This window comes from Streptomyces sp. NPDC059989, assembly GCF_042736975.1.
Taxonomy (GTDB): domain Bacteria; phylum Actinomycetota; class Actinomycetes; order Streptomycetales; family Streptomycetaceae; genus Streptomyces.
This window is the reverse complement of sequence record NZ_JBHWUO010000051.1, coordinates 1-19,003: the sequence shown is the minus strand read 5'-3', so window position 1 is coordinate 19,003 and position 19,003 is coordinate 1. Positions and strand designations below refer to the sequence as shown.

20 protein-coding genes and 3 pseudogenes are annotated in these 19,003 nt (G+C 68.7%); 13 read left to right on the top strand and 10 right to left on the bottom strand.

Translation table 11 applies throughout. From position 1 onward, the window contains the following. The first annotated feature begins 145 nt into the window (after window positions 1–145). Window positions 146–1,318: a sensor histidine kinase gene (locus ACFWBN_RS32175; RefSeq protein WP_385182756.1), complete on the top strand. Its 1,173-nt coding sequence runs from the start codon at window positions 146–148 to the stop codon at window positions 1,316–1,318. Beyond that, window positions 1,293–1,955, top strand: coding sequence for a response regulator (locus ACFWBN_RS32170; RefSeq protein WP_385182753.1), 663 nt, complete (start codon window positions 1,293–1,295; stop codon window positions 1,953–1,955). The genes ACFWBN_RS32175 and ACFWBN_RS32170 overlap by 26 nt, the downstream gene beginning before the upstream one ends. A 575-nt stretch (window positions 1,956–2,530) precedes the next feature. Here ACFWBN_RS32170 and ACFWBN_RS32165 read toward each other — a convergent pair. Both ACFWBN_RS32165 and ACFWBN_RS32160 read right to left on the bottom strand, forming a co-directional pair. Next, a complete protein-coding gene (locus tag ACFWBN_RS32165) occupies window positions 2,531–2,890 on the bottom strand; it encodes a DoxX family protein (RefSeq protein WP_385182750.1) in 360 nt (119 codons plus the stop codon). 46 nt (window positions 2,891–2,936) lie between these two features. Next, complete coding sequence (locus tag ACFWBN_RS32160) at window positions 2,937–3,431, bottom strand: cupin domain-containing protein (protein WP_385182748.1); 495 nt, start codon at window positions 3,429–3,431, stop codon at window positions 2,937–2,939. A gap of 81 nt (window positions 3,432–3,512) precedes the next feature. Between ACFWBN_RS32160 and ACFWBN_RS32155 the strand changes: the two genes are divergently transcribed. Both ACFWBN_RS32155 and ACFWBN_RS32150 read left to right on the top strand, forming a co-directional pair. Beyond that, window positions 3,513–4,364, top strand: coding sequence for a LysR substrate-binding domain-containing protein (locus tag ACFWBN_RS32155; RefSeq protein ID WP_385182746.1), 852 nt, complete (start codon window positions 3,513–3,515; stop codon window positions 4,362–4,364). A gap of 346 nt (window positions 4,365–4,710) precedes the next feature. Continuing rightward, window positions 4,711–5,985, top strand: a complete 1,275-nt coding sequence (locus ACFWBN_RS32150) for a DUF1266 domain-containing protein (RefSeq protein WP_385182744.1) — start codon at window positions 4,711–4,713, stop codon at window positions 5,983–5,985. Between the two features lie 603 nt (window positions 5,986–6,588). On the opposite strand, the gene ACFWBN_RS32145 is transcribed toward ACFWBN_RS32150, so the two are convergent. Further along, on the bottom strand, window positions 6,589–6,810 hold the full coding sequence (locus ACFWBN_RS32145) for a hypothetical protein (protein ID WP_385182741.1): 222 nt from the start codon (window positions 6,808–6,810) through the stop codon (window positions 6,589–6,591). Between the two features lie 227 nt (window positions 6,811–7,037). Next, window positions 7,038–7,736, bottom strand: coding sequence for a DUF4232 domain-containing protein (locus ACFWBN_RS32140; protein WP_385182738.1), 699 nt, complete (start codon window positions 7,734–7,736; stop codon window positions 7,038–7,040). A gap of 402 nt (window positions 7,737–8,138) precedes the next feature. Here ACFWBN_RS32140 and ACFWBN_RS32135 point away from each other — a divergent pair, with 402 nt between their 5' ends. Further along, the gene (locus ACFWBN_RS32135) at window positions 8,139–9,071 is read left to right on the top strand and encodes an SMI1/KNR4 family protein (protein ID WP_385182734.1); all 933 of its coding nucleotides are present in this window, start codon (window positions 8,139–8,141) and stop codon (window positions 9,069–9,071) included. A gap of 29 nt (window positions 9,072–9,100) precedes the next feature. Here ACFWBN_RS32135 and ACFWBN_RS32130 read toward each other — a convergent pair whose 3' ends face one another. Then, entirely contained in the window at window positions 9,101–9,301 is a 201-nt protein-coding gene (locus tag ACFWBN_RS32130) for a hypothetical protein (RefSeq protein WP_385182731.1), read from the bottom strand. Between the two features lie 311 nt (window positions 9,302–9,612). Here ACFWBN_RS32130 and ACFWBN_RS32125 point away from each other — a divergent pair. Continuing rightward, window positions 9,613–10,491, top strand: a pseudogene (locus tag ACFWBN_RS32125) (IS110 family transposase). Window positions 10,492–10,540: 49 nt separating this feature from the next. Then, window positions 10,541–11,023 carry a hypothetical protein gene (locus ACFWBN_RS32120; protein ID WP_385182728.1) on the top strand — a complete coding sequence of 161 codons (483 nt, stop codon included), beginning with the start codon at window positions 10,541–10,543 and terminating at the stop codon, window positions 11,021–11,023. Between the two features lie 331 nt (window positions 11,024–11,354). Here the strand turns inward: ACFWBN_RS32120 and ACFWBN_RS32115 are convergent, their stop codons facing one another. Further along, window positions 11,355–11,936: a dihydrofolate reductase family protein gene (locus ACFWBN_RS32115; protein ID WP_385182725.1), complete on the bottom strand. Its 582-nt coding sequence runs from the start codon at window positions 11,934–11,936 to the stop codon at window positions 11,355–11,357. 687 nt (window positions 11,937–12,623) lie between these two features. Here ACFWBN_RS32115 and ACFWBN_RS32110 point away from each other — a divergent pair. Then, window positions 12,624–12,770: pseudogene (locus tag ACFWBN_RS32110) on the top strand (IS5/IS1182 family transposase); the annotation flags it as partial. A gap of 125 nt (window positions 12,771–12,895) precedes the next feature. Here ACFWBN_RS32110 and ACFWBN_RS32105 read toward each other — a convergent pair. The 3 genes from ACFWBN_RS32105 to ACFWBN_RS32095 form a co-directional block, all read right to left on the bottom strand. Then, the gene (locus ACFWBN_RS32105; protein ID WP_385182723.1) at window positions 12,896–13,417 is read right to left on the bottom strand and encodes a hypothetical protein; all 522 of its coding nucleotides are present in this window, start codon (window positions 13,415–13,417) and stop codon (window positions 12,896–12,898) included. A 289-nt stretch (window positions 13,418–13,706) separates the two neighbouring features. Beyond that, the gene (locus ACFWBN_RS32100; RefSeq protein WP_385182720.1) at window positions 13,707–14,081 is read right to left on the bottom strand and encodes a hypothetical protein; all 375 of its coding nucleotides are present in this window, start codon (window positions 14,079–14,081) and stop codon (window positions 13,707–13,709) included. A gap of 761 nt (window positions 14,082–14,842) precedes the next feature. Beyond that, window positions 14,843–15,334, bottom strand: a complete 492-nt coding sequence (locus tag ACFWBN_RS32095; protein WP_385182717.1) for a hypothetical protein — start codon at window positions 15,332–15,334, stop codon at window positions 14,843–14,845. 65 nt (window positions 15,335–15,399) lie between these two features. On the opposite strand from ACFWBN_RS32095, the pseudogene ACFWBN_RS32090 reads away from it, so the two are divergent. The 4 genes and pseudogenes from ACFWBN_RS32090 to ACFWBN_RS32075 form a co-directional block, all read left to right on the top strand. After that, window positions 15,400–15,660 (top strand): annotated as a pseudogene (locus ACFWBN_RS32090) (transposase); the annotation flags it as partial. Further along, a complete protein-coding gene (locus tag ACFWBN_RS32085) occupies window positions 15,549–15,926 on the top strand; it encodes a hypothetical protein (RefSeq protein WP_385182818.1) in 378 nt (125 codons plus the stop codon). The pseudogene ACFWBN_RS32090 and the gene ACFWBN_RS32085, both read left to right, overlap by 112 nt. A gap of 492 nt (window positions 15,927–16,418) precedes the next feature. Next, window positions 16,419–16,901, top strand: a complete 483-nt coding sequence (locus tag ACFWBN_RS32080) for a hypothetical protein (RefSeq protein ID WP_385182714.1) — start codon at window positions 16,419–16,421, stop codon at window positions 16,899–16,901. 197 nt (window positions 16,902–17,098) lie between these two features. After that, window positions 17,099–17,494, top strand: coding sequence for a hypothetical protein (locus ACFWBN_RS32075; protein WP_385182711.1), 396 nt, complete (start codon window positions 17,099–17,101; stop codon window positions 17,492–17,494). Between the two features lie 587 nt (window positions 17,495–18,081). Here ACFWBN_RS32075 and ACFWBN_RS32070 read toward each other — a convergent pair. Then, on the bottom strand, window positions 18,082–18,564 hold the full coding sequence (locus tag ACFWBN_RS32070) for a hypothetical protein (RefSeq protein ID WP_385182709.1): 483 nt from the start codon (window positions 18,562–18,564) through the stop codon (window positions 18,082–18,084). A gap of 164 nt (window positions 18,565–18,728) precedes the next feature. On the opposite strand from ACFWBN_RS32070, the gene ACFWBN_RS32065 reads away from it, so the two are divergent. After that, window positions 18,729–19,003 (top strand): transposase (locus tag ACFWBN_RS32065; RefSeq protein WP_385182707.1); only part of this gene is annotated, 275 nt, incomplete at its 3' end.

Below are 19,003 nucleotides of genomic sequence, written 5' to 3'. Positions count from 1 at the left end.
TTGTACGGCCGCCGATGCCGAGGCTCGTCGCCACGGCGCTCCGCGGCATCGGCCCGCGGGCCGCGGATCCGTCGTCCCCAGGGCGGAGTGACGACCCGTCCTTTCGGCCGATGCGCGGCACGCCGCGGTGCCTAGGCTGAGAACCGTGCTACGAGACGACCTGCGAACCCTGTGGACCGAACCCCGGCCGCCCGACTCGCCCGCCCGGGTGCGGCGGGACTGGGCGCTGCTCGCCGCGGGCCTTGCCGGTGTGGCGCTGGAGGCCACCCTGCGCGAGAACGTCGTGTGGCGGCCGGTGGCGGTGGTGTTCGCCGTATGGCTGTGCCTGCTGCCCCTGTGGCGCCGGACCCGCCCGCTGGCGATGGTGACGCTGGCGTTCGGCTCGGTGATCCTGCTTCAGGTGGCCTCGCTCGTCGCCGCACCGCGCGAGCCCGTCGGCCTGTACACCGGCGCGGTCGTGCTCGTGCTGGTGTACGCGCTGCCCCGGTGGGGATCGGGACGCGAGATCGTGCTGGGCGGCGCGGTGATCCTCGCGGCCGGCGCGCTGTGTTCCGTCACGGACGAGACCCCGGTCGTCGAGAACGTCGTGGGCCTCGTCTTCCTGCTGCTGCCCGGCGTGGTCGGGGCTGCCGTGCGGTTCCGGGTGACCGCTCGCGAGCGACAGTTGGAGCAGGTGCGCTCCCGCGAGCGCGAGCAGCTCGCCCGGGAACTGCACGACACGGTGGCCCACCACGTGTCGGCCATGGTGATCATCGCCCAGGCGGGCCGGGTGCTCGCGGGCACCGACCCGTCCGCCGCCGTCGAGGCGCTGGAGGGGGTCGAGGAGGAAGGGGCGCGCACGCTGGAGGAAATGCGTGCCATGGTCGCCGCGCTGCGCGACCGCGGGGTCGGCGCCGAGCTGGCGCCGCCTGCCGGTGTCGCGGATCTGGAGCGCCTGGTGCGCACCCCGGGTGGTCGCCTCAGGGTCGACCTGGGGCTCGACGGCGAACTGGACGCGCTGCCCCGGGCCGTGGACGCGGCCGTCTACCGGATCGTGCAGGAGTCGGTGACCAACGCGCTGCGCCATGCGGTCGACGCGACCGAGCTCGTCGTTCGGGTCGCCGCGGAACGGAACACGGTACGGGTGAGCGTGCGCGACAACGGCCGGCGCACCGGCCGGGGACGCGACGGATACGGACTTACCGGATTGCGCGAGCGCGCGACGCTGCTCGGCGGCACACTACGAGCCGGCCCGGGTACCGACCGGGGCTGGCATGTCGACGCCGAACTGCCGAGAGCGAGGAGCGAGAGCGGTGTCCATTCGCGTCCTGGTCGCTGACGACCAGACGATCATCCGCAACGGGTTGCGGATCATGCTGAACGCCCAGCCCGGCATCGAGGTGGTCGGCGAGGCCGCCGACGGGCGGGAAGCGGTACGTCTGGCCCGCGAACTACGCCCCGACGTCTGCCTGTTCGACATCCGCATGCCCGTACTCGACGGGCTCGAGGCCACCCGGCTGGTCGCCGGCCCGGGCGTCGCCGACCCGCTGGCCGTGGTCGTCATCACCACGTTCGACCTCGACGAGTACGTCTACGGCTCACTGCGTGCCGGCGCCCGCGGATTCCTCCTCAAGGACACGGGACCGGACCTTCTGGCGCAGGCCGTACGGTCGGCGTCCGACGGTGAGGCGCTCATCGCGCCCAGCGTCACCGTCCGTCTGCTCCAGGCATTCGCGGACCTGCCCGCCGGCCGGCCCGTGGCCCAGCCGGTCTCCCCCGTCACCGCCCGCGAGGAGCAGGTGCTCCTCGCCGTCGCTCGCGGGCTGACCAACACCGAGATCGCCGATGCACTGCACATCAGCCTCAGCACGGTGAAGACGCATCTGGCCAGCCTGATGGCCAAACTCGGCGCCCGCAACCGGGTCGAGATCGCGATGTGGGCCTACGAAACGCGCCGTATCCTCCCCGGAACCTGAGCCGGGTGCTGGGCCATGTCCCATGAGTCCCCGCCCGGACATCAGTGCACCGGTCGGCTCACGTCGGCTCACGTCGGCTCCACGTGCCTCACCCGCCCCAGAGCGTGACGTACCAGGAGGCCGGAACTGGGACGGTGAGACACTCGATACGACAAGACTCCCGACAGCTACCTCGCCGGTCTCCACCTGCACGCCTCGATGATCTGGATCAAGGACCTCACCAGGACCACCCGATGATCACGACTCGATACGCACCCTAGGCACCTCGGTACCGCTCTCCCAAGGGGCTGGTCTATCCGAGGGATTCGAACAACAGCGCCACCCACTGCCTCCCGGTCTCGTGAAAATCTGCTGTTCGTTCCCGGGCTCTGGCTCAAGTTCTGTGGTGACGGCTCGTCGCTGGGTTCATCGCAACCGTGGACGACCGGAACCAGCAGGTCAGAAGGCTGGTCCGGGCTGGGCACGAGCCCGCAGGGCGCAGCTCCACAGAAGTTGTGCCCGGAACCCGAGAGATGACAGCAGCCGTGTGGCGGCTGTCCCTGCAGTTGCATCCACCAGTCGAGGGCTGTGCTCCATCACAGCCCGGTGGCCAGCCAGATGGTCACGGCTGCAGCGGTGATGAGTCCGACGTTGAGTGCGATGCGGCGATCTTCGCCTGACAGGTGGACGGCGATCGCACCTGCCTGGAGGAATACGAAGCCGCCGGCTGCGGCCGGCGCCAGCGGCAGTGCGATTCCCGTCAATGGCGGCAGGATCAGGCCGGTCGCGCCGAGCACTTCGACCGTCCCCAGCACCCTGAGGGCGGGCAACGGCATGCGGTCGACCCAGGACATCATCGGCCGGAGCCGATCGCGGCTGCGGATCACTTTCAGCGTGCCCGCGTAGACGTAGAAGAGGGCGAGCAGTCCCGCGACGATCCAGTAGGCGATGTTCATAGTTCCCGTTCAAGAGTCATCGGTTCACGGCAACCCGTCGACTGCTTCAGTCGAGGTCGGTGGAAGGCTCGGTCGCGTAGCGGCTCATCGCATCGATATTCGCCTGGGGCGTCAACGGCCGGCCGCTGGCGAGCACCTCATGAAGGTCCCGGAAGTACTGCACGTACAGGTCGGGGGTGAATGTGCTGAGGATGACGGCGGGTTGGTCGGTCAGGTTGGCGAAGGTGTGCGGGGTACCGGGCGGAACCATCACGAGCGTGCCCGTGGTGGCGTCGTGGTCCTCGTCCCCGACGGTGAACCGCACGGTCCCGGAGAGGATGTAGAAGCCCTCGTCGTGCTGGGCGTGGCGGTGCTGCGGCGGTCCCTGGGTGTGCGGGGCGAGGACGGACTCGGCGATCGCGAGGCGGTGCCCAGTGTGGCTGCCGTCCTCCAGAACGCGCATGCGCGTGGTGCCCAGCCCGATCGTCTCGCCGTCGCCGGGACCCACTACCGATACGGCGGGGTCGGCCTGCGGCGCGTTGGCCTCAACTTCTTCGGTCATGGTCACAAGTGCACCGCCGGGGACCTGCCGGTGTCCAAGACCCATCCTGCCGCGCCGATACCACATGGGTATCGTGGGAGCGTGGAGCTACGGACCTTGCGCTATTTCGTGGCCGTCGCCGAGGAACTCCACTTCGGCCGGGCCGCCACCCGACTGCACATGAGTCAGCCGCCGCTGAGTCGGGCGATCAAGCAGTTGGAGGCCGATGTCGGGGCCCTGCTGTTCGCCCGCCGGCCCACCGGCGTCACGCTCACTGCGGTGGGCGCAGTGCTGCTCGACGAGGCGCGAGCCCTGCTCGACCATGCCGACCGCGTTCGTGTACGCGTCAGCGCGGCAGCCGGCGCCGCGACCATCACCGTCGGCATCCTGGGCGACGGCACCGACCCGGGAGTGTCCAGGCTGGCCGCCGCCTACCGCCGAACCCACCCCGGCATCGACATCCGCATCCGCGACACCGATCTGACCGACCCCACCTGCGGGCTGCGCACCGGACTGGTCGACGTCGCACTGACCCGTGCGCCGTTTGACGAGACCGCCCTGACGGTGCGTGCGCTGCGAACCGATCCGGTTGGCGTGGTCCTGCGCGCCGACGATCCGCTGGCTCGCTGCGACCGGCTGAGGCTGGCCGAGCTGAGCGACCGCCGCTGGTTCCAGTTCCCGCAGGGCACCGACCCCATTTGGCAGTCGTACTGGAACGGCGGCACGCCGCGCGAGGGCCCCGTGGTGCGCGCCGTCCAGGAATGCCTGCACGCCGTGCTGTGGAACGGCACGGTCGGCCTGGCCCCCCTCGGACACGACCTGCCCGCGGAGTTGGCCGTGGTGCCGCTGATCGACATGGTGCCGAGCCGAGTGGTGGCGGTGTGCAACGAAGGGGACGCCAACCCGTTGATCCGATCCTTCATCGAGATCGCGGCAGCTGCGTACCGTCACTGAGTGCCGGCAACCGGTGCTGCCGCTGCTCGTGAACCATTCGAACACAGTGGCCCTTGGAGCTGCCGCCCGAAGGGGCGAACACATGCTGTCCGCTCTTGGGTTCCGGCACAACTTCGCATCTATCCCTTCTTCCTCCTGTCGATGGTCTTCCGGGTGTGGGGAGGCGGGTACGGGTACCCGTGCATCCGCTCGGGTCCAGGCGCAGCCCAGGGTTCGGAACCGGTGTCGTGCCTTTCCGGGGCCTGCGGCGTTTGGGGCGCGGCGGCTCGGCGTCCTCGCCCCGGTCGCCCCCCGTCCGCCGGGACCGGCACGCCGACCGCACTGGACCACCCCTTAGGGTTTGCCCATGGGTTTGACAGCAGGTCACGAGGGAGGAGCCCTGCCCGGTCCGACGGGCCCGGCGCAGGGCTGGCAGGCGCCGAGCGCGGTCGAGCGGGGGTTGTACGAGGCCAAGGCGCGCGGCGACTGGCCCGCGTACTACGACCTCGTCGCCCGGGCCGACCTGTACATGATGCAGTCGCGGGCGTACGTCGACGCGAACCCGGGCAACACCCGCTTCCACCCCTACTGGAACCCGCAGACCCAGACCGTGTGCCTGGCCGTCTACACCGGCGGCATGCTGCCGCCGCCCATCGCCGACCCTGTCTACAACTGCTACGACCTGGGCTGGTTCGCGGAAGTCTGGAACCAGAACGACCCGCCCTACCTCGTCGTCAACCCCGGCAGCCCCTGCGAGGGCGTCCTGCCGGCCGGGCCGGAGGGCCGCGCCCTGTGGCAGCGCCACTCCGCCCCGGTCGAACGGCCGGGGCTGGCCCAGGACGTCATTCACACCCTGGAGGTGGGCGGCCCCCGCAGCGGCCCCGTCGCCTTCGGTCTCGCGGCCGGCGCGCACATCAACGTGCGCAACGGGCGCTACTGGAACTCGATGGCCTACCACGGCTGCGGCTACCTCAACGAGAAGCGCACGCTGGAACGCTGGTGGGGCGTCACCACCCGCGAGGACTGGCAGGACACGCAGGAACAGCTGCTGCGCGCCGGAATGGTCAGCGGCGTCTGGGAGTTCGTCCTGCAACTGCGCCGCTCCATGGCCCTGGACTTCGCGGGCCCCGTCGACGTCGACCACTGGCGCCAGGCCGCGGGGAACGTGGTGCGCCAGCGCGCCGAGGCCACCGCCGAACCCCGCCTGACCGCGGACGGCGTCACCCAGGGCCGCATCGTCACCGCCGCGGAGCTGGAGGGCCAAGTGACCGGCGTGCAGCGGCTGATCGGCCGCATCGCCCGGTACGAGGCGCGGTTCCGCGCCGACGGCCTGCTGCCCGAAGGGGACTTCGTCCGGAGCGTCGAGGCCTGGGACTACGGCCGGGCCTCCGGCATGGCCCGCTGGGGACTCGCCGCCCGGCTGTGCTCCCTGCAGGAGGCGGAGGCGGCCGTGGTCCGGGCCGGCCGTCTCGTCCAGCTCAACTACCGCTCGTGGGAGAACTTCTCGGCCGCCTACGTCCTGGGCCGCTGCCTCCACTTCGACGAGGAGGAGTTCGGCGAGTGGTACGAGACGGTCCTCGCGACCCACCGCGCCCTGACCACGGACCCGGCCAGCCCGTGGCGCACGCTCCACTGGACCTGAGGGCCCCCGCTTCAGCGCCCCGGTTCGGCGCCGACGGGTGCCTCGTACACCTCCCCGTCGACGCCCGCCCGGTACAGCCGGCGGCGGAGAAGCCCCGGTCGCCGTGCCCGTAGGTGAGCTGCGTGGAGAGCGGAAGCCCCGACTCCACGGCGCACGGCCGCCCTTCCTCGGCGCGCCAGATCTGCCCCGCCGTGTGCGTGGCGACCAGCGGGCGGCCCCGGCCGTCGAGGGTCAGCCCGTCGAGCAGGGCCAGGACGTCGGCGGCGTCGGCGTCGGCGGAGATCCACCGCCGCGGGTGGGCCGGGTCGCCGACGGGGATCCGGCACAGCCCGGGGGCGACGGTGGTCTGGACGACGTACACCTCGCCGCCGTCCGGGGAGACGGCGCACCCGTTGGGCTGCGGAACCCGGGCCCAGGCCGGGTCGACCCGCCCGTCCGGCGTGACGCGGCCGATGTTCCGGCCGCCCAGGGTCGTGGTGTACACCGTGTCGTCGGGAGCGAGCGCGACCCCGTCGATCCCGCCGAGGCCGGCGGCGTAGGTGGTGACCGCGCCGGAATCCAGATCCACCCGCAGCAGCCGCGACGTGGGGAAGAGGTCGCCGGTCAGGGAGTGCGCGAGGTCGCTGCCGTGCCGACGAGCAGTTGCCCGTCCCCGCGCACGACGATCCCGCCGTTGGCCCCGATGTCCCCGGTGAGCGCGGCCGGCTCGCCGCCCGGTACGTCGACCCGGTAGACCCGCCCGCTGAAGTGGGCGGTGGCGAACATCCGGCCCCGCCCGTCGACGGCGATCGACTCGACCCAGTCCGGGATCCGAGCCAGCCGCACCGGCGGTGCCGCCTCCGCCGACCCGCACTGGGCCGCAGCGTACGCGGGCCCCGCGGCCGGGACTGCCGTGGCGGCGGCCGGCACGGCCGCCGCCGGCGCCGTGCCGCGCGCTCCCGTAACGCGGTGCGGAGCTTCCTGGTGAGCCTCATCGTTCCCCCACCACGGCCGGACCGTCTGCCCGTGAAGTACCGGCGCGGGCCGGGGGCCGCACCACGCCGCACTTCCGGTCAGGACGGCTTGGCGGCGGAGAAGGCGCTGACCGTCACCTTGTTGTCGCACTCGGCGAAGACTCCGTCGGTCATGGCGATCTGGTGCGAGCCCGCGCCGGGCACACCGATCACGAGCGTCGGGAAGCTGGCCGGAGTGGCTCCCGAGACGCAGTATCCGTCCGCCTCGCCCTGGACGTTGACGAAGGTCAGCTTCGTCCACGCGCGGGCTCCGGGAGTCAGCGTCACCGTCGACGCCGTACCGCTGTGGGTGGTGGCGAGCGGCAGGTTCTTCTCGGGTGAGCCGTTGCCCGCACCGGCCACCGTCGGGTATCCGGTGAGCGTGCAGGCGTGCTTCGAGCCGTTGGCGACCGAGAAGACCGCGGCGCCGGTCCCGGTGCCCGGCGGCCGCACCGCGGCCTGCTGGGCGTCGGAGACCTTGACCTCGCCGACAGTGCAGGGCTTCGTACCGCCGCCCGGGGCGGACGCCGAGGGGGTGGGCGCGGTCCCGCCCGAGCCGCCGGTGGGGGAAGCGCCCCCACCACCGGTCGAGGAGCCGCCCGTGGGCGTCGGCGCGGCCGGCACGGAAGCAGCCGGGGTGGCCGGCGGCGTGCCCGCCGCCCCGTCGTCGGCCGGGCCGCAGCCAGTCATCAGGACGGTGGCGGCGGCCGCCGCCACGAGCACCGCCGCCGAGCGGCGGAGGCCTGCTGAGTACTGCATGGGATGCTCCTCGGTGTCTCCCGGCCGGCCCCGCACCGGCACGTGCAGGGACACGGCACCGTGGCCCGTCCGAGTTCCCGTGCTGCGCCGTTGTGGCAGTCCTGTCACGCGACCATGACATGGCGTCCGCCAGCCCAGACTGGGACTGCCCCGTACGGCACGCCGCCCTGTGGCAGCACGGGCGGATGCGGACGGCGCTCCCGCGCTTTGAGCGCGGGAGCGTCCGGTTGGACGTCCGAGGAGATCACGCGACTACGCAAGGCCCTGGAGGTGGCTCACGGCGAGAACCTGGATCTTCGGCGCCGTCCGGCCATGTTCGATGCGGACTGACAACAGCCCGGCAGCCCGGGCGGGGGTTATGCTCGCAGCTCGAACTACCTTCCGATATGAGAAGAAGTACCGGTGGACGCCAGGATCACCCGGATCCAAGCCAAACTCGCCGCACTGCCGACCGCGGAGAAGGCCGTACTCGGCCCCGTGCTCACCGAGACGCAGATCTCGGACTTCGAGGACACCCACGGCATTCGACTGCCCGAGGAGTTTCGCCAGTTCCTCACCCGAATCGGCCACGGTGGCTACGGTCCCACCTACGGGTTGCTGCCCGTGGAGCGATGGGTCGGGCGGGGTGGCACGGAGCAGCCCGCCGAATCGTTCCCAATCGTCCCCGATGCCGATGTCCCCACAGGTCCCGATGACCGGGGCGACCTCGCGGGCTACTTCCCCGGCACCATCACAGTCGTCTACCGGGGCTGCAGCGACTTCACGCTGCTTGTCGTCACAGGACCCGGACGCGGGCGCCTGGTGGAAGTCAACGCCGAGGGATTCTTCGCTCCCCGGTTCTACGCCGATTCCGACTTCCTGTCTTGGTACGAGCGGTGGCTCGACTTCGTTCTGACAGGACACCGGGAACTCAACTGGTTCGCCGACCAGATGGCCGGCAACGAGGACCAGCTCGTGGCGACGCTCCTGGACGACGAACTCCCTACAAGGCGGCGAGCCGCCGCCTACACGTTCATCACCTACCCGGCCCCGAGCGCCACCTTGCCCAGCACGCTCATTCGGGCCCTTACTGCGGAGACTCACCCGGCCGTGAGAGAAACGATCCTTCGCGCCCTCGCCGCCCAGGGAGAACACGGCCGAGACCTGCTGACCACGGCGCTCGCCGATCCGGTCACCGATGTCCGATCCCTCGCTGCTGTGCTCATGGCGACGAACACACCGCAGGGACGGCGGCTACCTACCCGGCGACGAGAGGCCCTTAGCCGGCACCTCTCGAACGAGACGGACGACTCAGTACGCGAAACCATCCAGAGAATGCTCGATCACTCAACCTGACGTGGCGCTCCCCGAGCCCCCGATCAACGTCAACGGCAGGTGCAACCCGGACCGGTGGCCGGATACTCCACGGCCTCCGACAACAGGACTTCCTGGCCGGTATTGCAACCGTCCGAGGGCAGGTCGCCGGCGTTCCAGTGCCGGAACTTGGTGCGCTGGTAGCCGATCCGATCCTCGACCGCGACCGGCAGCACGGACACCGCGACCCCGATCGGCAGAACCTGCGGCACCGCACGCTGTGAGCGTTCACGTTTCCCCCATCTCGGGTGGTTTGAGCGTCATGTAATTCCTCATCCCGACTTCTCCTAATTGGCCTTACGTTCCAGGGACGGGATGGTCGAGCCCTTCGTATGGTTGGGCCGCCCAGGGGTGCCGGGTGTGGCTTCTAGTTGGCTGCCGTCCGTGGCTGCGCGGGCTTGGCCGCCCGGCGCCCCGCGACGACCCGGCCGCCAGATTGGGAAGTGCGACAAAGATCGCTGTGTAAGGCCATGCCGGCGAGGTCGTCTGCGGCAGACCTGCACGCACGATCGTCTGGAGCACGATGAACCGGATCTGGGCCGGAATCGACAGCGGCAAGACCCACCACCACTGTGTCGCCATCGACCAGGAGGGCACGAAACGCCTGTCCCGGCGGGTGCCGAACGGAGAGCCTGAGTTACTCCAGCTCCTCCAGGACATCCTCGCTCTGGGGGATCACGTCACCTGGGCCGTCGACATGGCCGGCGGGGAGCCCGCGCTCCTCCTGGCCCTGCTCACCGGCCACGGTCAGGAGCTCCTCTACATCCCCGGCCGGGTCGTCAATCGGGCCAGTGACGGATACCGCGGCGAGGGCAAGACCGATGCCCGCGACGCCCTCGTGATCGCTGACCAGGCCCGCATCCGCCGTGACCTCAAGCCGATGCGGCCCGCTGACGAGGCCACCATCGAGCTGAAGATACTCACGAACCGACGTATGGATCTTGTTCGTGACCGGACCCGGGCGATCAACCGCCTGCGCTCCACGCTGACGGGCATGTTCCGGAGATCATCACGAGTATGCCCGGCATCGGACCTCTCCTCGGCGCCGAGCTCCTCGCCGGAGTCGGCAGCGACCTCACCTTCTTCGGGACCCCGGGACCGGCTGGCCGCGTTCGCCGGCCTTGCGCCGGCACCGCACGACTCGGGGAAGAAGAGCGGCAACCTCCACCGACCCCGCCACTACCACCGCGGCCTCCAGCGCGTCTTCTACATGTCCGCCCTGACCAGCGTCCGCTACGACCCGAACTCCCGGACCTTCTACGACCGCAAGCGAGCCGAGGGGAAACGCCATACCCAGGCCGTGATCGCCCTCGCCCGCCGCCGCGTCAACGTTCTATGGGCCCTGATCCGTGACCGGTGCCTCTACGAGGTCACACCACGGCCTGTCACCGAGCCACTCTGATCGGCCCACGGCTGGACAGCTCCGGGATGGCCCGTGACATTGTGTGGCAGTGCTTTTGAGTGATCACGCAAACAGTGTCGAGCTCCACCCGCTGCGCTATCAGTTTCCCCTGGTCGGGGCCAACTCATACGACAACAACTGGCTGGTCATCGGTGGCTCGGTGACAACCGCCGAGGGCAGCTGGTCCTTTGCCGATCCATGTCTGCTGACCGACGAAGCGCGTGAGGTGTCCGCCTGGCTGCGCGCCGTGGCAGCGGGGAAGGTAGCTGTCACCGGACTCGATGCCGAAGGTGAGTTGTCCCCGGACACGTGGTTCATCGAGCCCGTCCTGGCCTTCAGCCTCGCCGACCGAAGCGAGGGTGGGGCGGTGATTCGGGTCCACCTGTCCTTGGAAGCAGCACCCCCATGGCAGCAGGCCGATGACGGAGCAGACATCTACCAGTACGTCGTGGAGGTGCAGCTGGATACGGTTGCGCTCCTTCACGCGGCTGACCAATGGGATCTTGGTCTCGCTTCTTTCACGACCCGCTGATCAACCACAGACCCCCGAGAGACGTTGATCTGCGGGCCCTGAACAGAGCCCCGAGGCTTGACTTCTCCATTGGGAAGCCATGGGTACGACGGAGTTCGGGATCGAGGGACGGTGGGACCTGGTCATCGCGGAGGCGTGTGGGCGGCCCTGGGCCTGTGGTTCGGAAGGCCGATGGTCAGCCCGGATGGCAAGGAGAACGTTCGTCGTGGTCGACATCACCGAGATCTACGTTCACTGGTACGCGGGCCGCTCGAAGCCGCAAAACGCAGCCGGAGGCCCGATCTTGTGTCACCGTTCGCAGTGGACTTCTTCGCGTACCCGCTCAGATCGGTCAACGGCGCACCCGATAGCGCAGGTGAAGCACCCGGTTGCCCTGAATCACCACGTCAGGATCCTCCAACAGGTGCTGCGCGTGGACCGACCCGAAGTAGCGCTTGCCGGATCCGAACACGACGGGTACGACGTCCATGCGCACCTCGTCGATCAGGCCCGCGGCAAGCACCTGGCCACCGACGTCGCCGGCGGCGACCTCGACCATGCGGTCACCCGCAAGCTCCTGCGCCTTGGCCATGGCTGCCTCGACGCCGTTGACGAAGTGAAACGGCGCCTCGGGGTCCCAGCCCTCGGGCTCCGGCCGGTGCGTCACGACGACCACGTGGTCGATCCCGCCCGGCGGCTTCCCGTCCCAGCCGTCCGTCAGGTCGAAGACGTGGCGGCCGACGATCGTGACTCCGATCTGGTCCCAGTACGGCCGGGTGTAGTCGTAGGACGTCTGCGACACCTTCAGCTCGCCGCTCCCGTCCAACGGGACGTCACCGCTGGACAACCAGTCGAACAGCGGTCCGGGCTGGTCATTCTCGTCCGCGACGAAGCCGTCCACGGACACCGAGCTGTACATGACCACCTTGCCCACGGGGCTCTCCTCTGCTTTGGGGTGCCCCAAATTAGCGTGTCGTGAGCTGTCGCTCTTGTAAGAAATCGATCGGCCGGCAGCGGCCGGCCGTCCAGCGCGTGGCCGGGATGTTCGCGCAGGAACCGCCGCCGGACTTTGATGAGACTCTTTGAAAACGGCTGTGGCTGCTCCCCTTCAGGCCGCTGGCGATCGGGATGATCTCGTCGAGGCTGGCATCGACCGCGCTCCACGCATCGGACGTAGCTGTCTGCAGCGGACGGCGGCCACGAGTCGCGGGCCTCCACCGCACCGACGGGCCGGACTCGGCGCGGAGCGGGCACACACCACAGCCGGCCACGAACACCATCAGCCGTCTCTACGGGTGGTGGCGGGCAGAGCTGTTTACGGCTCCAGTTCAAGGCCGAGGCCGGCCTGGTGCCCGCCCGCCCAGCTGAAGGGGTCGAGCACCTCGTTCGGGTCCATCTGGTCGACGGGCAACAGCCGGGAAGGGCGGCCTCCGCGCGGTAGGCGGCAACGGCCACCACTGCGCGTCGAGGACCGGGAGCAGGACGGGGACGACCGCACCGGCAGTCGACGTCAGCACCCGCACCGCCAAACGGCTCATCACCAAAGCCCGTGCCAGCCGCACTGCTTGACCGCCCGCAGCCGTACACCCGACCCGCCGCCGCCCCGGTCAGCCGGGCTCAGCGCCTGGGCCGCCACCGTTGTACCGTGGAGCGGACGGTGGCCTGGCTCGCCGGGTGCCGCCGTCTGCACCGCCGCTACGAGCGCAAGGCCGAACACTTCCTCGCGTTCGCCGGCATCGCCGCCACCCTCATCTGCTATCGGCGTCTGGACGGGTGGGCCGGTTCATGCGACTCCGAGGAAGCCCGGGGAGCTCGGGATGCTCGTGCCCGGCCATGGAGCGGCTCATTGCATGAGACTGATTCCCAATGACCGTTGTCAAGCGTCGAAGGTGCTTACTGGATTCTGCCGATGGCACGCCGGAACCTTGCCCATAGAGAGGTCGGCAAGGTGACGTCAGCGACTTCATCCTGAGAGCCGGCATCCTGCGCCGTGGCGGTCGGCTCTGTTGGGTCCTCGTGAGCGTCTCCGCGGAATGCGACGGCGGCCTCCCCGATCCCGACTACCTCCAGGAGGGTGTCCAGGGCCTTGTCGGCTTGCTCGTGTGGTTGGGTGAGCCAGACATACGAGACGCCGACCGGATTGCCGTCGTGCTTGCTGATCGCGAAGCTGAATCCCTTCAGCCGGAACATTACGACGTCGAGGTCGTCCAGCCCGTCCCACGACCGCTCCACGTGCAGACGTAGCCGCTGAGCCACGGGCTGCACCGGCAGCGCCAGCACTCCGATCATCTGGAACAGCGGGGCGGAGTGCTCCCAAACGCTGTACTGATGGGCGGGATTCCTGCCGGTGTAGTGGCGCGGCTGTGTAGCCGGCTGCCAGTCGGGATCAGGCCCCGGGACCTCGATCTCTTTCACAGCAGCTCCTCCCCACGGCCTCCAGCCAACCGGTGATCAACCTACCTTCACCGGCTCGGCCGACGTTATGCGGCGCTGGTCAGGCCCGGTTGCGGTGGCTGCGCTGTCCAGTGGCGTTGGTCGCGGATGAGGGCCCGCGGAACGTCGAGGCGGCGGCTTGCTGGGGCGAGGACTGCCTGCTTGTGGCTCTCGCCTTCAGCTCGCTTGCGGTCGTAGAAGGTCTTGGACGTGGGGCAGAAGCGGGCGGCGGTCTGGGCGGAGAGGTAGAAGATGGCTCGTCGACGGGTGATCAGAGCTGGTTCGTGATCCGCCGATCGAGTTGTTCGAGGAACTCCTGCAGGCTGGCTGCGGCGACCTCGAAGTCGTCAAACCAGGAAGCTGTGGTCGATCTCCAGACCCGTCCGCTGTCTCCGATCGCGAACAGATGGCCCCCGCCGTCGCTCGCGAATACCAATGCACCCCGTTCCCCGCCGATCAGAGGAGGCCCGTACTCGCGGAAGTGCCCTGCGACGGTCGAGGGTGAGTGGATGAAGTAACCCTTGTCGACATCGGGCAGCGAAGCCTCGCTGATCACCCAGTAGAACGCGGTCAGATCGGAGGGGACCGGCGTCAGGCCCACGAGTGCGGCCGTCGCCTGGTGGCTGTCGTCCGTTGCGAGCGTCACGACGTTTTGGTCGGGCGGGAAGCCATGCATCGTGAGGAACGACCGCATCAGCTTCGTGACTGCCGCATCGACATGCTCCCACCAGGATCGGACCCACTCCGCGTCAAGCCGCTAACCTGGCACGCTTCCCCCTCCAAAGCGCCTGAGACTCGTCGCCGCGAGCCCGGAAGAACATATCGGAAGGCTCTGCCATGGGCACGACTGAAACCGTGCTCTTTCGCTCTGCTGCTCCAGGGCTGGCCAAACCTGCTCAGATGGTCCCTACCCTTTGCGTGATCGACGGCAGCTTTGGCACCGGATTCCTCCCGCGCCGTGCAGTCGTTGCGGATTCCGGGCAAGCGCCAGGTCAGACACTCCGTCTCCGGCTACCGGGTCGCGCGGTGGAACGCGTCCTCGAAGGCATACGAACCGCTGCACTCCGGGGCTGCTGCCGGCGACGGACAGGAACTACTCGGCCGCCCCGGCCGCCCCGGGGGACACGTGGTTCTACACGCTGCAGGCACTGCGGGCGAATGGCAGCGCGGTGGCCACGTACGCGTGGTCGTGCGTCCTGGCGGCTCTGGTCTGCCCCTGTCGGGACCGCTGTGAGTCGAGGAGGGGGCTGCGAGCGCCTGATCAACAAGCTGCAAGCCTGGCCAGGCATCGCCCCCCGTACGACAAGACCCCGGACAGCTACCTCGCCGGCCTTCACCTGCACGCCTCGATGATCTCGCTCAAGGACCTCACGAGAACCCCCCTTTGATCACAACTCGATACGCACCCTAGGAGGCGAACAGGGCAGCCGGGGCCCGAACCCGCCCCGCTGCCAGAGCGGGGACGCAGCCCAGCAGGGTCAGGTAGGCCCACCACTGCCAGGCCGCGCCGTCGAAGGAGTAGGCGACAGCGGCCGGGATGAGCGGCAGGATGGGGACGGGTGCCAGGTGCCACAAGATCCGGCCGCCGGGCAGCCGCCGGGCCAGGGCTTCACCGATCAAGGCCGTCGGAGTGGCGAACAGCACGGCTTGGACCAGCCCCAGGACGACGCTAAGGAAGGCGAGCCACACCAGCGAGTACAGCCAGTCGCTGCGCTCGATGGGCAGCCCCTCGGTGACCAGCGACAGTGCGATCAGGACGATGCCGATGGCCGCATACTGGGCCGTTGTCGCGTACCCCGCGACGCACAGGGTCCGCCTGCCCGTCATCTTCCGCACCGCTGCGCACACCCCCTGCTCGCTCCGGGGGTGCCGGGCGATCTTGAAATTGAACACGTTCAAGCGTTCGCCACAGTACACCCCCGCCCAGACGCGGCGGCCGGGCGGGGTCGAGACGGACGTAGACCGAGCATCGTCGCGGGCACGGAGCAATGTACGGCGGCCTGAACCAGGGCCGGATCGACACCGGCCGACCGCGGACTGTGCTGGCCGGGCTGTCGCTGCCGCGTTTCGACGGCGGGCGTCTGGTGCTGGTGCTGGTGGTCGATGTGTCGCCTTGGCTTCGCTCGGACGCGCCGTGATCGGCGGAGCGGTTGTTCTGCCACGTCTACGGCCGGGCGAAGACGGCGTCGCAGTTCTGGGCGGCCTTATCTCCTGGGGATACGACTACTCCGGTGACGAGCACTTCTTCTGGTCATGCGACGCGGACCCGGACCGCTGGAAGATCGTCACGAACATCAACGGGGCCGACCCCGAGGTCTTCGCTGGAGCGTTCACCGACTTCGTGATCGCCTTCGTCAAGCGCCTGCGCGACGTGGACCCGCACCACCGGATCGACCCTGATCTCTTGGAGTTCCTCGAGCTGAAAGACCTGAACGAACTGGCAGAGCGCGGCGAGATCGGTCCCGTCAAGCCGCGCTTTGGGCCGTTCTGATCCGGCTGCTTTGCGGAGGCGTTCCCTCGGCCAAGACCAGACAGGCGGCGATCTGCCGGTGCCCCATGCCCAGGGCCGCTATCTCCAGCCCGGCCCCAATCACCTCAGCCGCATCCATCCGCCGCGGCCAGACCACTTCCGGCAGCAAAACGTGCGTGCCCTGGCAGCCCGTACAGCGCGAGCGACGAGGACTTGCGAACAGCCGGGCTTCGAGATCACCACGGACCTCCCGCGGCCGCCCGTGCCCCCACGGGGCAGGCACGACCCCCGCATGAGGGACATATCAGTTCACCGGCCCGCAGCCGGCGTTCTAACAACAGGACGTCCGAGTCCAGGATCAGCACCGAAACCTCCGCCTGACCTGCAGCAATCAGCCGGAATCTCTCCAGACGTGCCAGCATTCATGTTCGGATCACCCGGTCAGCGGCCTCGCTTCGACGACAGCCCCACCCCGCCACTCTGCCCTTCCTGAGCAGCAGCGATGATGGCCCCGTGGTGACAGACCTTGAGCTCTTTGCGGACTACTTCCAGATCCACGTCCTGGACGACGAGTCCGAGGGTGACCTGAGTGATGTGTGGACCGACCAAGCCGTCCTGGACGGACTCGGCGTCACTGACGATGCCCTGGCCATCGGCACCGACGTCAACGTCACCGTGGCAGTCAGCGTCCACGTCCTCACGCATCATCCGGACGACGACAACGACGCCTTCGACCACATCGTCGAAGCAAGCCTCAACCTGGTCTCGGGAAGACTCGTCGTACTGGGCTGCACCGACTACTTCCCCGATGCCGCACGCTTCGTCATGCCCGACGGGTGGACCCGCATCCGTGCTTCCCGACGGAACCTCGCCGCCGCAGCCGACCCCGACTGCGAGGACGAGCCGGAGGACACCGAGGAGATCCGACTGCAAGCCTGGCCGGCCCCGTACGCCCAGCCGCACATCATAAAGCGATGGGCACGCCCGGACGCGTAGTTGCTCGCGCGAGCCCCTGGGATTGTTCATGAGCACGGACGGCAGATGTTCACGACTTCGGGAGGTACCGCTGTCCGGCGCTGTTCGATTGCGGCAGCAGCAATCGAGCTTCAACCTCCACGGGGCGCCGCGCCGGCCGCTGCCCTCCCTCCGTGCCATCGAACACGGTTGCGGAAGCCAGGTGAGATCCTGCATGTATGAACCATCTCGGCGACGAACACCTGCGCAACTGGACGATGCGCTTTATGACCCTCCTGGCAGCCGACACCCAGGATCAACTTGCCTGGCTGGGCAAGCGTGAAGAGGACACGAAGAGCGTCGTTGAAGAGGTAGAGCTACTCTGCCGCGTCTCTGAAGGACTCGCGGAGCGCGGATTCTTCGAGCCCGAGGATCTGCACAACCTTCGGGCCATCGGCCGTCGCCTCGGCGAGATCGATGCCAGCTGCCGCGTCGGCCTCTGGGACAACGCCCTGGCCACAGATCCCGTGTGGGACGACATACGTTCTCTCGCCCGCCAGTTTCTCCTCACGAGACTGGGCGACTGGCGCCAGCCACTGCCACCTCCCCGCCGCCCGCACGCAGGCGACCGCTGAGCCGCCCAGCCCGCCTGCGCGACTCTGAAGCAGTCGGCGCCGCACACACGAGATCGCGGGACGTCGCGGCTACGCTCGCATGGGTGGCGGCAGGTAGGCCGCCGCACACCGCCTGCCAGACCTCGGCAGTCGCCTCTCAGGTCGAAACTCAAGCAGCGTTCGAATTCTCAGCGTGCTTCGGTGCCTCCCGAAGTCGCGAACATCTGCCGTCCGTTTCTTATGAACAAAGCCAAGCCCCTCTCCGTTCTCACCATGTCGCCGCGCACGGAGTCTTCTCAGTCATCACATACCTCACCTGAACGTCTCCGCCGCGAGTGTCGCCAAGTCTCTCGTTCCTGTTCATACAGAACGTCGCTCAACACGATGGGAAAGGGCCGTGAGCCCGACCAACGTCACCTCGCTGCCCAGGTCCTTCGCGTACCGGCGGCGCCGCTCCGCCGTCCAGCCGTAGCCACCAGCTGGCGGAGAGCGTCATTCGAGACGCGCGGTTTTCCTGTCTGGTCCCGGCGGTTGAGAGGTTCGAGCCGACGGTCATTTGGTGCGGCGGGCGCCGCAAGATTATGCGTTCCCGCCGGCGGCAATGGGCGTCAGGAGTGGGAAGCGGCCTTATCCCGCTTCAGGTAACCGCCCAGAGGGCAGCCGGCGTCCGGGTCCCTTGTGGGGCACATGCTGGGGTCCTCGGCGTCGCCGAAGTACCCGTAGAGGTAGACCCACACCGTGCACGTCGGATCCTCGGTGAAAGACAACTGGAGTTCATGGCCATGTGTGGCAGTCTCGTCGGGGACGATGAAACCGTTGCCTTCGGGGCTGACGTAGAAGGCCCAGCGGCCAGTGGACAGTGTCTCGGGGTGAGCGCAATCAGCCATCGCCTCGACCTTGTCGAAACCCGTTCCGGCGAAGGTGTGCTCCTTCGAAAAGGTCAGGGACGTCCCGGCAGCGCTGGTCCATGCCCCTACCAATTGCTCCTGCGGAATCTCCGCCGAGTGGATCGCTGCGGCATACCCACAGGACGCAGTGAGCACCACCCCAGTCACCGCGAGAACGATCACACGCCATCCGCGCATGTTCACAGACCCCTCCCCAGAAGTTCGATGTCCGACCATGCGGCCGTACATCCATATTTGAACATGCTCAAAACGTGCGACTTCCCTCGGGTCCCCACAACCGACGCCTCACAGAGCGCACCCGATCGGCTAGCGCGTGTCTCTTTGATGGGTTGGTCGGTTGATCGGATGTGTCTGCCCGATTAGTGATCACTGATGCGATGTGGGGCCGGATCGAGCCGCTGATGCCGGCCGATCCGGTCCGCGGCAGGCGGTGGGCCGATCACCGCCGCACCCTTGAGGCCATCGCGTGGAAGTACCGCACCAACTCGCCCTGGCGGGACCTGCCCGACGAGCTCGGCCCGTTCCACACCGCCCACAAACGGCTGATCAGATGGGCCGTCGACGGAACCTGGCAGAACATCCTGACCGCCGTGCCGGCGGCCCCGGACGCCGATGACCGTGC

Bases quoted from the DNA above. Each gene is read 5' to 3' on its own strand.
- ACFWBN_RS32160 (WP_385182748.1), bottom strand. From the start codon at position 3,431: ATGACCGAAGAAGTTGAGGCCAACGCGCCGCAGGCCGACCCCGCCGTA.
- ACFWBN_RS32150 (WP_385182744.1), top strand. From the start codon at position 4,711: ATGGGTTTGACAGCAGGTCACGAGGGAGGAGCCCTGCCCGGTCCGACG.
- ACFWBN_RS32165 (WP_385182750.1), bottom strand. From the start codon at position 2,890: ATGAACATCGCCTACTGGATCGTCGCGGGACTGCTCGCCCTCTTCTAC.
- ACFWBN_RS32075 (WP_385182711.1), top strand. From the start codon at position 17,099: ATGAACCATCTCGGCGACGAACACCTGCGCAACTGGACGATGCGCTTT.
- ACFWBN_RS32140 (WP_385182738.1), bottom strand. From the start codon at position 7,736: ATGCAGTACTCAGCAGGCCTCCGCCGCTCGGCGGCGGTGCTCGTGGCG.